Annotated in this window: 9 protein-coding genes and 1 pseudogene; 2 read left to right on the top strand and 8 right to left on the bottom strand. The window is 73.7% G+C overall.

The features are described from left to right. Window positions 1-25: 25 nt before the first annotated feature. Genes NQU55_RS27300 through NQU55_RS27290 form a run of 3 tightly spaced genes read right to left on the bottom strand, consistent with a single transcriptional unit; the run spans window position 26 to window position 3,138 of the window. Window positions 26-892 (bottom strand): sugar ABC transporter permease, encoded by an 867-nt coding sequence (locus NQU55_RS27300; protein ID WP_168093631.1) that lies wholly within the window; start codon window positions 890-892, stop codon window positions 26-28. After that, window positions 889-1,830, bottom strand: coding sequence for a carbohydrate ABC transporter permease (locus NQU55_RS27295; protein ID WP_168093630.1), 942 nt, complete (start codon window positions 1,828-1,830; stop codon window positions 889-891). The genes NQU55_RS27300 and NQU55_RS27295 overlap by 4 nt, the downstream gene beginning before the upstream one ends. Before the next feature lie 6 nt (window positions 1,831-1,836). Continuing rightward, entirely contained in the window at window positions 1,837-3,138 is a 1,302-nt protein-coding gene (locus tag NQU55_RS27290; protein ID WP_168093629.1) for an extracellular solute-binding protein, read from the bottom strand. A 259-nt stretch (window positions 3,139-3,397) separates the two neighbouring features. Between NQU55_RS27290 and NQU55_RS27285 the strand changes: the two are divergent. Both NQU55_RS27285 and pulA read left to right on the top strand, forming a co-directional pair. Further along, a pseudogene (locus NQU55_RS27285) lies at window positions 3,398-4,777 on the top strand (alpha-amylase); the annotation flags it as partial. 197 nt (window positions 4,778-4,974) lie between these two features. Further along, window positions 4,975-7,545: a pullulanase-type alpha-1,6-glucosidase gene (pulA, locus tag NQU55_RS27280; RefSeq protein ID WP_256791347.1), complete on the top strand. Its 2,571-nt coding sequence runs from the start codon at window positions 4,975-4,977 to the stop codon at window positions 7,543-7,545. 4 nt (window positions 7,546-7,549) lie between these two features. On the opposite strand, the gene NQU55_RS27275 is transcribed toward pulA, so the two are convergent. The 5 genes from NQU55_RS27275 to NQU55_RS27255 form a co-directional block, all read right to left on the bottom strand. Further along, a complete protein-coding gene (locus tag NQU55_RS27275; RefSeq protein ID WP_168093627.1) occupies window positions 7,550-8,266 on the bottom strand; it encodes a TetR/AcrR family transcriptional regulator in 717 nt (238 codons plus the stop codon). 84 nt (window positions 8,267-8,350) lie between these two features. Beyond that, a complete protein-coding gene (locus tag NQU55_RS27270; protein WP_256791346.1) occupies window positions 8,351-10,294 on the bottom strand; it encodes a hypothetical protein in 1,944 nt (647 codons plus the stop codon). A gap of 68 nt (window positions 10,295-10,362) precedes the next feature. After that, window positions 10,363-11,166 carry a tyrosine-protein phosphatase gene (locus NQU55_RS27265; RefSeq protein ID WP_256791345.1) on the bottom strand — a complete coding sequence of 268 codons (804 nt, stop codon included), beginning with the start codon at window positions 11,164-11,166 and terminating at the stop codon, window positions 10,363-10,365. Between the two features lie 70 nt (window positions 11,167-11,236). Continuing rightward, window positions 11,237-11,842 (bottom strand): rhomboid-like protein, encoded by a 606-nt coding sequence (locus NQU55_RS27260; RefSeq protein ID WP_168095138.1) that lies wholly within the window; start codon window positions 11,840-11,842, stop codon window positions 11,237-11,239. Then, window positions 11,839-14,976, bottom strand: a complete 3,138-nt coding sequence (locus NQU55_RS27255; protein WP_168095137.1) for an alpha-N-acetylglucosaminidase — start codon at window positions 14,974-14,976, stop codon at window positions 11,839-11,841. The genes NQU55_RS27260 and NQU55_RS27255 overlap by 4 nt, the downstream gene beginning before the upstream one ends. Window positions 14,977-15,004 lie beyond the last annotated feature (28 nt).

Raw genomic sequence — 15,004 nt, 5'->3', positions numbered from 1 at the left:
ACAAGGTCAGCGGTGCCGGTGGCGGTCAGCCCTTGGTGCCGCCCGCGGTCAGGCCGGCCACCAGGTGCCGCTGGGCGACGAAGAACACCAGGGCCGCCGGGACGGTGATCAGCACGGCCGCGGCCGCCATCAGGCCCCACTCGGCCTTCTGCTGGCCGACGAACGTCTGCAGGCCCACGGCGAGGGTGTAGTGCTCCTCGCTGCTCATGAACTGGGTGGCGAAGGCGACCTCGCCCCAGGCGGTGATGAAGGAGTAGAAGCCGGTCACGGCCAGGCCCGGGCGGGCGAGCGGCACGATGAGCCGCCAGAACGTGCCGAAGGGGGTCAGCCCGTCCACCCGCCCCGCCTCGTCGATCTCGACGGGGACGGTGTCGAAGTACCCCTTGAGCATCCACGCGCAGAACGGCACGGAGATCGAGCAGTACGTCACGATCAGCCCGGTGTAGGAGTCCAGGAGTTCCAGCTCACCGAGAATGTTGTACAGCGGCACGATCAGCACCGCCATCGGGAACATCTGAACGACCAGGAAGGTCCACATCAGCGGCCGGTGACCGGGGAAGCGCATCCGCGAGACGGCGTAGCCGGCGGTCGCCGCGATGAGCACGCCGAGGACGGTCGCCCCCAGCGCCACGATCACCGAATTGCCGAACCACGTCAGGAACTTCGTCTCGCCCAGGATGTGGCTGTAGTTGGAGGCGTCGAAGCCCACGAACCGCGTGGGCTCCTGCCAGCCGTCGCGCCCCCGCAGCGAGACGAAGACGATGAAGGCGACCGGGAAGACCGACACCACGCTCGCGGCGATCAGCGCCGTGTGCAGCGCGGCCGACGCCGTGCGCGAGCGCTGCTCGCGCGGGCGGTGCCGGAGGGGGCGTACGGGCTGGGCGGTGCTCATCGCACGGCCTCCTGTCGGGTGAGCATCCGGCGGTAGAAGACGGCGAAGACCAGCAGCAGCGAGAGGATGAGGATGCCGTACGTGGCCGAGCCCGCGTAGTCGCGGACGCCCTGGAAGGCCAGCCGGTAGGCGTGCGTCACGAGGATCTCGCTCTCGGAGCTCGCGCCCTGCCCGATCAGCAGGTAGATGACCTGGAACATGTTGAACGTCCAGATCACGCCGAGCAGGATCACCGTCCCGCTCACGGTCTTCAGCCCCGGCAGCGTCACGTGCCGGAACCGCTGCCAGGGGGTGGCGCCGTCCATCTCCGCGGCCTCGTGCAGCTCCCGCGGGATGGACTGCAGCCCGCCCAGGATCGCCACCATCATGAACGGCACGCCCAGCCAGACGTTCACCGCCACCGCCGACACCTTCTGCAGCGTCGCGTCGCCCAGCCAGTCCACCGGGTCCATGCCCAGCTTCGTCAGGAAGGCGTTGAGCACGCCGTACTTCTCGTTGAACATCAGCCGCCAGGAGAAGGTGGCGACGAAGGCAGGCACCGCCCACGGCAGGATCAGCAGCACCCGGTACAGCGCCCGGAACCGCATCGGCCGGTTGAGCAGGAGGGCGAGCCCGAGGCCGAGCGTGTAGTGCAGGAACACGCACGATGCGGTCCACACCACCGTCCAGCCGAGGCGGGAGTAGAAGTGTCCCTCCTGCCCGGAGAGCACCTTCCAGTAGTTGTCCAGGCCGACCGACTTGTAGGTCGCCTCGATGTGGTTGACCCCGATGGTGCGCGCGACGTTCGCCTCGTTGGCGTCGGTGAAGGACAGGTAGATGCCCTTGGCCAGCGGGTAGCCGACGAGGACCGCGAGGACGATGACGACGGGCAGCACCATCGCCCACGCGTACCAGTGGGTGCCGAAGGAGCGCCGGACCCTGGTGACGACAGTGGCCATCAGGCCCTACTCCTCGATGCCGTAGTCCTTGAGGAGCGCGGACTGCCAGGCCTTGGCCGTGGCGTCCAGCCCTTCCTTCGGCTCCTCCTTGAGCGTGAGGATCTTCGTGTAGTGCTGGAGCCAGTCCGTGAACAGGTCGCCGCCCTGCGGGATCGCGGGCCGCGGGTGGGCCTTCGACAGCGCCTGGTGGTACGCGCTGCGCACCGGGTCGGCCAGGACGTCCTTGGTGTAGGCGGACTTGCGCGTCGGCAGCACGCCCACGCCGGTCGAGGCCTGCTCCTGCTGCGCGGCGTCGGTCATGAAGCGGGTGAAGAGGTAGGAGGCGTCGAAGTTCTTCGAGCCCGCGTAGACCACCAGGTTGTGGCCGCCGACCGGCGCGCCCGCGGTGCCCGTGGAACCGGCCGGGACGGCCGAGATGCCCAGGTTGTCCTTGGACTTGTACGCGTCGCCGCCGAAGATCTCCTTGGTCGCCCAGGGGCCGTCGAGCAGCATCGCCAGCTTGCCGTTCTTGAAGTCCGTCTTGAGGGCGTTGTAGCCGTCGGTGCCGGCCGGCTTGGGCGCGGCGCCGGACTTCACCAGGTCGACGGCGGTCTCGACGCCCTTGAGGGACGCGGCCGAGGAGATGGTGATCTTCTTCTTGGCGACGTCGACCATGTCGCTCTTCTCGCCGTAGAGGAAGGGCAGCGAGTAGTAGCTGTCGGGGCTGAGGCCGATGCCCTCGGCGCCCGTCTTCTCCTTGATCTTCAGGGCGGCGTCCTTGACCTCCTGCCAGGTGGCCGGGGGCTTGTCGACGCCCGCCTTCCGGAACAGCTCCTTGTTGTAGAGCAGTCCGAGGGTGTCGGTGACCTGCGGGACGCCGTACGTCTTTCCCTGGTACGCCGCGTTCTTCAGCGGCCCTTCGAGGAAGTCCTCGGTCCTGTCGAGCGCCGGGGTGCCGGAGAGGTCCTTGAGGTAGCCGAGCTGGGCGAAGCCGGGCGTCCAGCCGACGTCGGAGCGCAGCACGTCCGGGGCGCCCTTGCCGGTGGCGGCGGCGGTCTTGAACTTCTGCTGGGCCTGGTCGAACGGCACGTTGACGTACTCGACCTTGATCTTCGGGTACTTCTGCTCGAACGCCGAGACCAGCTTCTTGAACACGGGCGCCTCGTTGGTGGCGTCCGAGGTGTCCCACCAGGTCACCGTGCCGGTCACGCTGCCCGGGTCGCTCGCCGCCTTGGCGCCGTCGTTCCCGCCCCCGCCGTCACCGCCGCACGCGGTCGCGGTGAGTGCCAGCACACCGACGACGGCAGCGACCGATATGCCTCTTCGCATATGGATCTCCTCATGAAGGAGGCCGACCGTCGCGGGCGGCCCCGAGCTGTGGAGGAACGTAACAGGCTGCAATCTCTTGCGAAAGGGTTTGCAAGAACGAAACGGCGAGATTTCTCGGTGGTAACCGTCTCGTGTCCCAGGGGTTGACCGGCCGTTACCCGGCTCGTACGGTCTCGTGCGCAGCAGGTTCCGGTTGGCTTGCGAACGGCTTGCGCAAGAACCTTCATTGCTGCACATCCCCCACCCCCAGGAGCTCCGCATGCCTGCGACAGCCCGAAGAACCCTTTCTGCGGCCTTTGCCCTGGCGGCCGCCGTCACGGTCTGTACCCCCCGGGCGGAGGCCGCCGCGCCCGGCGGCAAGGACGTCACGGCCGTCCTCTTCGAGTGGAAGTACGACGCGGTCGCGAAGGAGTGCAAGGACGCCCTCGGCCCGGCCGGTTACGGCTACGTCCAGGTCTCCCCGCCGCAGGAACACGTGCAGGGGCCGCAGTGGTGGACCTCCTACCAGCCGGTCAGCTACGCGATCGCGGGCCGGCTGGGGGACAGGACCGCCTTCGTGAACATGGTGAACTCCTGCCATGACGCGGGCGTCAAGGTCCTCGTCGACGCCGTCGTCAACCACATGTCCGCCGGATCCGGCACCGGAACCGGCGGCTCCGCGTATACGAAGTACGACTACCCCGGCACGTACCAGCGCCAGGACATGGACGACTGCACCGCCGTCGTCGGCGACTACCGCGACCGCCGCAACGTCCAGGACTGCGAACTCGTCGGCCTCGCCGACCTGGACACGGGCGAGGAGCACGTGCGCGGGCGCATCGCCCGGTACCTCGACGACCTGCTCTCGCTCGGCGCCGACGGCTTCCGCATCGACGCCGCCAAGCACATCCCCGCCGCGGACCTCGCGGACATCAAGTCCCGGCTGAGCCGCGGCGGCGTCCACTGGAAGCAGGAGACCATCCACGGCGACGGCGAAGCCGTCCGGCCCGAGGAGTACCTCGGCACCGGCGACGTCCAGGAGTTCCGCTACGCGCGCGACCTCAAGCGGGTCCTCCAGCGCGAGCGGCTCGCCTACCTGAAGAACTACGGCGAGGGCTGGGGCTACCTGCCCGGCGGCCAGGCGTCCGTCTTCGTCGACAACCACGACACCGAACGCGGCGGCGACACCCTCAGCTACAAGGACGGCGCCGACTACACCCTCGCCAACGTCTTCATGCTCGCCTGGCCCTACGGCTCGCCCGACGTCCACTCCGGCTACGAATTCACCGACCGCGACGCGGGCCCGCCGAACGGCGGCGCGGTGTCGGCCTGCTGGCAGGACGGCTGGAAGTGCCAGCACAAGTGGCCGGAGATCCGGAGCATGGTGGGGTTCCGCAACGCGGTGCGGGGCACGGCGGTCGGCCGCTGGTGGGACAACGGCTACCAGGCGGTTGCCTTCGGGCGCGGCGACAAGGGCTATGTGGTGCTCAACCACGAGAAGTCCGCGCTGACGCGCACCTTCGAGACCGGGCTTCCCGGGGGTGACTACTGCGACGTGCAGAGCGGGCGACGGGTGACGGTGGACGCGAACGGCCGCTTCACGGCGACCGTGGCGCCGGACACGGCGCTGGCGCTGCACGCGGGCGCGCGTACGTGCGGTTGATTTTCCCCTACCCGCCCCTTCCCGAACCGGGGCTCCGCCCCGGACCCCGTCGGCCGGCCACTTCTCAGCCCGTCCGGCGCTTGAGGACGAGCGCGTTCAGCGCGACAGGGGGTCCGGGGGCTTGCCCCCGGTTACGGGAAGGGGCGGGTCAGGGGAGAGCTCTGTCTTTGACCTCAGCCAAGGAGCAGCCTTCCGTGAAACGACTAGCCGCATTCGTGGCGGCCGCGATCGCCTTCCCTCTGGCCGGAACCGGCGTCGCCCACGCGACGCCCCCGCCCCCCGTAGGGGCAAAGGCCCAGTGGATCGACCGCACCACCCTCGCCTGGCCCAAGGGCCTGGGCGACCCGGCCCGCCCCCACCGCCTCCTGCACGACAGCGGCAGCTTCGAGCTGACGGCAACCCCCGGCGGCCTCACCCCCGCCCAGCGCACGAAGTACCCCCACCTCGCCGGATACGACGCCTACCGCGTCCGCGCGACCCCCGGCCAGGAGCGGGCGGCGCTCAGGGGCGCCCTCACGGCCGTCGCCGGTGACGTCTCCACCGGCGTCCAGACACCCGGCGTCCTCGACGACCTGTACGCGTCCGCCGCGGGCAAGGCGACCCTCGGCCCGTCCTTCCGCGACGGCCGCCCCACGCTCTCCGTCTGGGCCCCCACGGCCCGCAGGGTGGCGCTCGAACTCGACGGCCGCACCGTGCCGATGCACCGCGACGACGCGAGCGGCGTCTGGAGCGCGACGGGCAGCCGCGAGTGGACCGGCAAGCCGTACCGCTACGCCGTCACCGTCCACGCCCCGGCCGCCGGCAAGGTGGTCACCAACCGCGTCACGGACCCGTACTCCACGGCGCTGACCGCGGACTCGGCCCGCAGCCTCGTCACCGACCTCGCGGACCCGGCCCTGGCCCCGGCGGGCTGGCGCGGCCTGCGCAAGCCGAAGGCCGTTCCGCTGCGCGACGCGCAGATCCAGGAACTGCACATCCGGGACTTCTCCCCGGAGGGCGGCTACCTCGCCTTCACCGACCGCTCATCGCCCGGCATGCGGCACCTGACGTCGCTCGCCGGCGCCGGCACCTCCTACGTCCACCTCCTGCCGGCCTTCGACTTCGCGACCGTCCCCGAGCGGCGCGCCGACCGGGCGACCCCGCCCTGCGACCTTCCCGCACTCCCGGCCGACTCCGACCGCCAGCAGGAGTGCACCGGCAAGGCCGCCGCGCGCGACGCGTACAACTGGGGCTACGACCCGCTGCACTACACCGTCCCCGAGGGCTCCTACGCCTCCGACCCGGACGGCCCCGGCCGCACCCTCGAGTTCCGGCGGATGGTCCAGGGGCTGGCCGGTGCCGGGCTGCGGACCGTCATGGACGTCGTCTACAACCACACCGCCGCCTCCGGCCAGGACGAGAAGTCCGTCCTCGACCGCATCGTGCCCGGCTACTACCAGCGCCTTCTGGACGACGGCGGCGTCGCGACCTCCACCTGCTGCGCGGGCACGGCCCCCGAGCACGCCATGATGGGCAAGCTCGTCGTGGACTCCGTGGTCACGTGGGCGAAGGAGTACAAGGTCGACGGCTTCCGGTTCGACCTCATGGGCCACCACCCCAAGGCGAACATCCTGGCCGTGCGCAAGGCCCTCGACGCCCTGACCCCGGCCCGGGACGGCGTCGACGGCAAGTCCGTGATCCTCTACGGCGAGGGCTGGAACTTCGGCGAGGCCGCGAACGACGCGCGCTTCGTCCAGGCCACGCAGAAGAACATGGCCGGCACCGGCATCGCCACCTTCTCCGACCGGGCCCGCGACGCCGTCCGCGGCGGCGGCCCCTTCGACGCCGACCCCCGCGTCCAGGGCTTCGCCTCCGGGCTGTTCACCGACCCCAACGGCGCCCCGCAGGGCACCCCGGCGGAGCAGCGCGCCCGGCTCCTGCACGCGCAGGACCTCATCAAGGTCGGCCTGACGGGCAACCTCGCCGGCTACCGCTTCACCGACTCCGCCGGCCGCAGCGTCCGCGGCGCCGACGTCGACTACAACGGCTCGCCGGCCGGCTACGCCGCCGCCCCCGGGGACGCCCTCGCCTACGCCGACGCCCACGACAACGAAACCCTCTACGACGCGCTCGCCTTCAAGCTCCCGCAGGGCACGTCGCCCGCCGACCGGGCCCGCATGCAGGTCCTCGCGATGGCCACGGCCGCGCTGTCCCAGGGCCCGGCGCTCTCCCAGGCCGGTACGGACCGGCTGCGCTCGAAGTCGCTGGACCGCAACTCCTACGACAGCGGCGACTGGTTCAACGCGATCCACTGGGACTGCGCCGCCGGCAACGGCTTCGGCCGCGGCCTGCCCCCGGCCCGCGACAACGCCTCCAAGTGGGACCACGCCCGGCCGCTCCTCGCCGACCCGGCGCTGAAGGCCGGCTGCGGCCCCGTCGAGGCTGCCTCCGCCGCCTATCGCGACCTGCTGCGGATCCGTACGACCGAGAAGGCCTTCGGCCTGGCGACCGCCGGGGCCGTCCAGGAGGCCCTGTCCTTCCCGCTGTCCGGCCCGGACGAGACGCCCGGCGTCGTCACGATGCGCCTGGGCGGCCTGGTCGTCGTCCTCAACGCCACTCCGCAGCGGCAGGACCAGCGCGTCGCGGCCCTCGCCGGCCGGCCCTGCGCCCTGCACCCGGTGCAGGCGGGCGGAGCGGACGAGGCCGTCAAGGCCGCTGCCTGCGCACCCGCGACGGGCACCTTCACCGTCCCGGCCCGGACCGCCGCCGTCTTCAGGGCCGGCTAGCGGGTCAGGACGGCTGGGGCTGCCGCTGGGGCTCGGGCGCCACTGCGCCGAGCCGGTTCACGAGGTCGGAGAACGGCCCGTGGACCGGCTCGTCCTCCAGGATGCGGTGCAGGACGGCCGCCATGTCGTCGTCGTGGGCGGCGCTGACGGCCGCGAGCGCCGCGAAGGCGTGGACGAGCTGCAGCTCCAGCTCGCCGCGCGGGATGCGGCGGCCGTCGAGCCAGAGCAGGGCCGTGGTCTCGGTGAGCGAGATCCAGGACCGGAGGGCGAGGTCCAGGCGCGGCCCGGGGGCGGGAATGCCCAGGTGGTCGAGCATCTGGGCGTACGCGGCCCGCCGCACCCCGTCGATCATGGCGCACGTCCTGCCGGACCCCGCCGCGGGGCCGCCGCGCATCAGGGCGGCGAAGCCCGTGCCGTGCTCCTCCACGTAGTCGAAGAAGCGGCCCATCACCCGCAGCAGGCGGGCGCCGAGGGGGCCTTCGCGGGGCTCTTCGAAGAGGGCCGACAGCTCCTGCGCGGCGCGGCCGAGGGCGGCCTCGTAGAGGCTCTGCTTCCCGGGGAAGTAGTGATAGACGAGCGGCCGGGAGATCCCGGCCGCGGCTGCTATCTCGTCGATGGAGACGTCGTCCGGGGAGCGGTGCCCGAACAGTTCGAGCGCGACCGAGATCAGCTGCTCACGGCGCTGCTCGACACCCATCCTGCGACGTATCCCGGTCTTCATGGCGGTCATCTTAGGGCAGACCGGAAACCGTCATTCGCCCCTGGTTTCCAGCCTGCTGACTGTATTTCAGCTGCTGGAGCGCCGCTATCGCAGAGTGGAAATCCGCCGTCCGTCGGCGAGGCGCGCGCTCAGCTCGGTCTGCGCCCCGGCCCTGGCCGGAACCGCCAGCCGGTCGCCGGGGGCGCTGCCGCGGACGCCGCCCGAGGCCGTGACCGACTGGACGTCGCCGCCGCCCGCCGCCGCCAGGGCGTACCACGTGCCGGCGGCCGACTTCCACAGGACGCCCGCGAGGACGTGCGGGTCGCGGGTGCCGCAGGCGGGGGTGTCCTCGGCGCGGGCGACGACGGTGCTCGGCGCCGCGGCCCGCGCGCCCGGCACCTGGAACAGGGCCAGCGCCCGGCTGCCCGCACCCCGCCAGGTCTCGGCCCGGGCGCACGTCCACTCGGCGCCGCCGGCCCCGCCGGGCAGCTGCTGCACCGCGTACGGCCAGGCGTTGACCGCGCGCACGCCCTGGCCCCGCATGGTCTGCAGGTGGCAGGCGGTGTGGGCCCAGCCGGCCCGGGCCCGGTCGCTTACGTCGCGCGGGGCGGCGGGGGTGCCGGCGGTCAGGCGCGCGGGGGTCAGCTCGCCCAGGTCGGTGACGAGGCGGCCGCCCATCTGCAGGGCGGGCCAGCCGTGGCAGTCGCCGGCGGGGGCGGGGCTGGGCGTGGGGTCCGTGACGCCGTCGGCGCCGCGGCGGAGCGGGATCGGCGCCTCGCCGGGCTTGAGGAGGTCGCGCACGGAGACCTCGTCGACCCAAGGTGCGGTCAGGTAGCGGACGTTGTTGTCGGCGCGGCCCACGACGACGGCCGTCGCGGTGTCGGCGTCCGCGGCGTCGGTCCGGGCGAAGTCCAGGGCGGCGGCCCCGCCGTCGCCGCTCTTCGACTCGGCGTAGCGCACGACGCGCAGGCCGTCGTGGAGCAGGACGACCGCGGCCTGGCCGACCTCGCCCGCGTACAGCAGCTGGGGCGGCCCCGCGGCCGGCCCGGACGGGGTGCCGGGCGTGGCCGTCACCTGGACCGAGCGGCCGGGTCGCGCCCACACGGCGAGGGCGCGGTGCAGCAGCTCGTGGTCGCCGAGGCGGTCGCCGCGGGCGGGCCAGGCGGCGAAGCCGGGGCGGTCGGCGGTCTTCCAGGCGCCCGGCGCGGCCTTCGTCAACTTGGCGGGGTCGAGGGCCTGTTGTGCCGCGGCGTTCTGCGCGTAGGGCGGGGCCGCCGCGCCGTCGGGCCCCCAGCCGTCGCCCGGCAGCGCCAGGAGCATCCCGCACACCGCGGCCGCCGCCAGGGCCGCGAGGGCCGCCCGGGTGTGCTGGCGGCGGCGCATCAGATCCGTCGGGCGGGCCTGCAGGGAACAGGGGTCGAACTCCATGGACTCCAGCAGCGAGGCGTCCCGGCTGCCGGCGGGCGCGCGCAGCCCGTCCGCTTCGAGGACCGCGGCCCCGGGATCCTCCACCCCCGCCGCCGCCAGCACCTGGCGGACGTCACGGTCGGCGGGCAGCTCCAGGGCGCGCAGGACGTACGCCGCGCGGCCGGGGCCCGACAGGGCGGACAGGGCCTGGTCCAGCGCGAGCTCGTCGGCCCCGCCCGAGCGGGGGAACAGCCGCAGGCCCCACACCTGCGGCAGCAGCGGAGGCAGCCGGCCGGGGCGCGGCAACTGCCAGCGCCCGCGCGGCCGGCCGGCCTCCAGCGCCGCCCGCAGGACCCGCAGCCGTACGTAGGCGTAGCCGGGGTCGGCGGGGGAGCCGTCGGGGCCGCGCGGCGCCGGCACCGGCAGACCGGACGGCTCGCCCGCCGCGACGCGGTTGCGCGGCAGCGCCCGCTGGGCGAGGGCGTGCGCGGTCAGCACGCGGCGGTTGCGGCCCAGCGACGGCGGCAGGACGAGATACCCCAGGCGCACCAGGCGCGGGTAGTGCTCGATGAGCGCGGCCTCGGCCTGCTCGACGTCGACGGGGGACGGGAGGGGGCGGGGGGCTGTTGCTTGCTGCTCCACGATCCGTAGAACGAGTGAATGGTGAGATGGTCACCTCACCCCTGGGTGGGGCCCCCGGTGCTGCTGCGTCAGGCGATGCAGCGCGCGCGGATGCGGTCCACGGCGTCGTCGGGGAGGCCGAGGCCGTCGCGGACGTACGCCTCCACCCCGCCGTGGGCGCGGTCCATCTCCTCCAGCGCCGCCGTGAGGTAGGCGGAGCGCACCCCCAGGATCGCGTCGGCGATCTCCGGGTCGCCGCCCGCCGTCGTGAAGCGGTCGATGAGGGGGGCGAAGGCGGTGCGGACGGCCGGGTTCACCGCGAGGTACTCGGCGCGGACCGCCTCCTCGTCCGCGCCCAGGAGCAGCAGGATCACGGCGGCGGCCCAGCCGGTGCGGTCCTTGCCCGCCGTGCAGTGGAAGAGCAGCGGGCCGCAGTCCGGCTCGGCGAGCGCGGACAGCAGGCGGCCGTAGGCGGAGCAGGCGGACTCGGCGGAGACGAAGGCGCGGTAGGAGTCGCACAGCAGCTTCTCGGCCTTGCCGTTGCCCAGGTGCTCCTCGGCGATCGCGGGGCTGCCCAGCACGGAGTCGAGCCTGGCCGGCACGTCGTCGCCGGCGGCCGCGCGGGCCGCCGCGCTGTCGGCCATGACGTCCGCGACGATCAGCCGGGCGCCGTCCGGCACCTGGTCGGGCCGCTCCTCGCGCTCGTGCTCGGTACGCAGGTCCACGACCGTGTGGATGCCCAGGGCGGCGACCGCCGGGTCCGCGGCGGGGTCGAGGCGGTCGAGCTGGCCGGAGCGCAGCAGCAGGCCGGGGCGGACGGCGGAGTCGCCGGCCAGCGCGATGCCTCCGAGGTCACGGAGGTTGATGATCGTCGAGGCGTCGAACTGCGGCATGCGGGCGTCTCCTGTGTCTGTAGCGCACAGCGTGTCTGCTATTGCTCAGATATCTACCGTTTATCTACCGTTATTGTGCCGAACGGAGCGCGAACCCGCGCTCGCACCCCAGCCCCAGGCCGATTCCCAGGCCCAGGGCCGTCAGGTGCCCCGCGTCCGTGAAGGCCGGGCGGCGGCGCAGGAGGGGGCGGGCACAGAGGGTCAGCAGGGCCGCGTACGCGCCCGTGCGGGCCGCGCCCCGCGGGAGGAGCGCGCCCAGCGTGCCGAGGGCGGCGTAATACCCGTAGCTCGGGCCGACGTCGGTCGCGGACCGCGTGTGCGCGGGGGCGCGCACGGCGCGCAGCCCCCAGTAGACCAGGAGCGACGCGCCCACGTGCCCGAGGACGAACGCGCCCGCCGCCCACCAGGCGCCGTACGCGTACTCCGTGTACCCCAGCACGGCCAGGAGCAGCAGCGCGTAGGGCAGTTCCAGCGGCCCCTCGGTCAGGAGCGCGCTGGTCGCCAGGGTGTCCCAGCGCCCGGCGTCGAGATTGTCGACATTGGTCGAACACCGGAGCAGGACGCGCTCGCGCGCGGCGGGCGTGAGCATCCGGTGCACGGCGTACGAACCGGCGAGCAGCCCGCCGACGTAGACGGGCGCGAGGCGGGGCACCTGAAGCAGGCGGAAACGATTCATTGCGCCATGGTCACCCGCGGGCCGTCCACGGCCCACTCCGCGAACTGCGCGTTCCCGCGCGCCCCGCTGCCGTCGTTGCCCGCCGTCAGGAACAACCCCACGTCCTGCCACGAGGCGGCGCCCCGCACCGTCGCCGTGGCCACCGGGAGCCACGTCCCGCCGTCCGTGGCGTACTCCGCGTCGAACGTGCCGGCCCCGGTGCGCGTGAGGCGCAGGGAGACCGGGGCGCGGACGCCCTTCACCTGGCGGAAGGTGTCGAACGCGCCGTCGCCGTCGGCGTCGTAGGACAGGACGACGCCCTGGCCCGGCGTCACCGCCAGGTTCACGGCCCCCGCCGACCACGGCGTGCCGAGGGCGTTGCGCACGATGATGCCCGTGCGCGCCCAGCTTCCCGTGTCCGTCTGGCCGAGGATGCGCACCCGGGCGGCGGCGCCGGCCGGCAGCGCGCCCGCCCGGTACACCGCACCGAACTCCTCCGTCCGCCGCCACAGGTCGTCGCCCGAGCCGTCGATCGCGAAGCGGTCCGCGCCCAACTGGCCGAAGACGGCGGCGTTGTTGGTGAACGTCCGCCACCCGGCGGCCAGGGGACCGGCCAGGAAGAACGTCCCGGAGCGCACGGCCCGCACCGGCTCCTCGCCCTGCGGCCCGTAGCGGGCGCTCACCTCGTACGGCAGGGGCTGCAGCGGCCGCTCCAGCGGAGCGGCGGGGGCGGTGACGCGCCAGCGGGCCGCGCCGGTGGCCCCGGGGTCCAGGCGCGGCAGCGACGTGGGGCCCTGCGGGACGGCCGCGAGGCCGGAGACGGCCAGGCCGACGGGCCCGGTGGCGCGGAAGCCGTTGACGTTGGCGAGGGAGACGGTGAGCACCGCCGTGCCGCCCGGCGCGACGGCCGCCGGCTCCAGAGCCGCCGCGAGCGCCCCCTGGTAGGGCGCGGCCGCCAGCGTGTCCCGTACGCGCACCGCCGTGCGGTACGGGTCGCCCACCGGCCGCTGCGCGTGCTCGGTGCGCTCGCGCGTCCAGAACTCCTCCATGGCGTACCAGTCGACGGCCCGCGGCGCCCGCCCCGCCCGCAGGGCGTCCTCCAGCTCCTCCAGCCAGCGGCGCCACCGCGGCAGGTAGAAGTCGCCGACGAGGCCGTGCCAGTCGCGGCTCGCGTAGTCGTGCAGCTTCCCGCCGTCGGAGGTGCCGCGCCCGCCCCACACGGTGACCAGGACGCGGGCGGTGCGCTCCAGCTCGGCGGCCTCGTCGGGGCCGGTGCCCATGGCCCGGGCCGCCGCGGTCCAGGGCCCGAGCAGGAACGCCTTGTGCGTCCCCGCGATGTCGTCGGCGAGCCGCATCAGCTTCAGCCACAGCGCGGACAGGGCGCGGAAGGCGGTCAGGTCCTTGCGCGCGTAGGCCTCCTTGAGCTGGGGGAGGAGCTGCCGGCTGCGGTGGGCGACGGCCTGCCGGGCCACGTCGACCAGGTCGTGGCGGTAGGTGTCGGTGCCGCGCGGCCCGGCGGCGACGGCGAGCAGCGAGGTGAGGACGGTGTCGAAGCGGGCCGGGTCGTAGGACGGGGCGTTCGGCGCGTACTCGGCGGCGCGGTCCGCGCCGAGGGCCGGGCGGGCGGCGAAGAGGCTGTCGTGCGGGTCGCTGCGTCCGGGCGCGCTCTGCCGGTAGGCGGTCTCGCCCAGCACGGTCCACGCCTCCCGCGCCGCCTTGTCCGCACGGCCGTAGCGGAAGGCGGCGTACGCGGCGAACCACTGCGCCCGGTCGGGCGCGTGCTCCAGCCAGGCCAGCTCGGAGAAGTACTCGAAGGCGGCGGGGTCGCGGTCGGCGCCCTCCGGCATGAACGCCGTGCCGGCCAGGGCGCTGCCGGGCTTGTCGCGCCACGCGAAGAACTTCTCGTCCCACACGTGCGTCTTGGCGCCGATCGTGGTCCGCCCGCCGAAGTTCGGGATGCTGCCGAAGGCGTACGGGGTGCCGCCCCAGTCCTTCTCGCGGTCGGTGACGCCCTTGAAGCGGTCGGAGATGCCGTCGACGATCAGCATCCGCCGCCGGTCGACGGCGCCGAGCAGCTCGGGCAGCGGGTTGTCCTCCCAGCCGAGGATCACCCAGGTCGCCCCGGGGTGCGCGGTGCGCAGGGCCTTCTCGACGGCGCGGGCGGCGGCCGCGACGGGCACGTCGCCCGCGGCGCCGCCCTCGTGCAGCAGGTCCATCTTGAAGTGCTGCGCGGGGCCGAGGAGGCGTTCCTGGTGGCGGTAGAAGGACGCGGCGACGGCGGCGAACGCGCCGGAGCGCGGGTCGAGCCAGTCCGGCCGCCGGAATCCGTGCCAGACGCCCTGCGGGACGACGCGCGCGTCCGCGTTGCGCGCGGCGAAGCCCTCGGGCACGGAGCCGTAGTAGCCGGGCAGGACGGGCGCCATGCCCAGCTCGCGCAGCCGGGCGGTGATCCGGGCCCCGAGGGCGGCGCGGGCGTCGATGAGCCCCCGGCTGAGCGGGCCGCCGTAGCCGCTGAGGTTCTGCAGCAGCCACCACGGCTGGTGGGAGGGGGCGGGCAGCCAGCCGCGGGCCTCGGCGTCGGCGTAGCCGAAGTCGCGCAGGACGCGCTCGTAGACGGCCTCGTGCCCGCTTATCACCAGGACCTCGTTGCAGCCGTGCAGGGCCAGGACGTCGATCATCCGCTCCCAGTAGGCCCAGTCGGCGTACGGGAAGGTGTAGCCGTCGTTGGTGTCGTTGAGGGCGAAGCGGTGCCGGAGGGTGGTGGATCGTTTCAGCGGGCGGGCCGGCGCGGGCAGGCTGCGCGGCAGGCCGACCTGCCGGGCGCTCCAGGTGATGTGCGCCCCGCACACGTACTTGAGGTACCAGTGCACCCCCGTCAGCAGCACCGCCGGGCTCGTCCCGGTCACCTCGATCCGCCCCGTGCGGCCGGTGACCTCGAAGTGGTCCCCGTCTCCGGCGGCCGCGAGCGGGGTGAGCCGGAACTGCTCCGCGTGCCCGCCCAGCAGCCGCACGAGCGCCGCCTTCGCGGGGGCGGTGTCGAACGGCGCGCGGGCGGCGGCCCGGGCGGGTGCGCGGGCGGCGAGGGCGGCCCCGGCCCCGACCGCGCCGGCGGCCCCCAGCAGCAGGCGTCTCGACGGGCTCGGCTGATCGGTCATGGCGCTCCCCACTGTGCCGGATGCGACA

The sequence above is a fragment of the Streptomyces telluris genome (assembly GCF_024519335.1).
In the GTDB taxonomy this organism is placed as follows: domain Bacteria; phylum Actinomycetota; class Actinomycetes; order Streptomycetales; family Streptomycetaceae; genus Streptomyces; species Streptomyces telluris.
The sequence above is the reverse complement of the archived record's forward strand: the minus strand, read 5'-3'. Positions and strand labels throughout refer to the sequence as shown.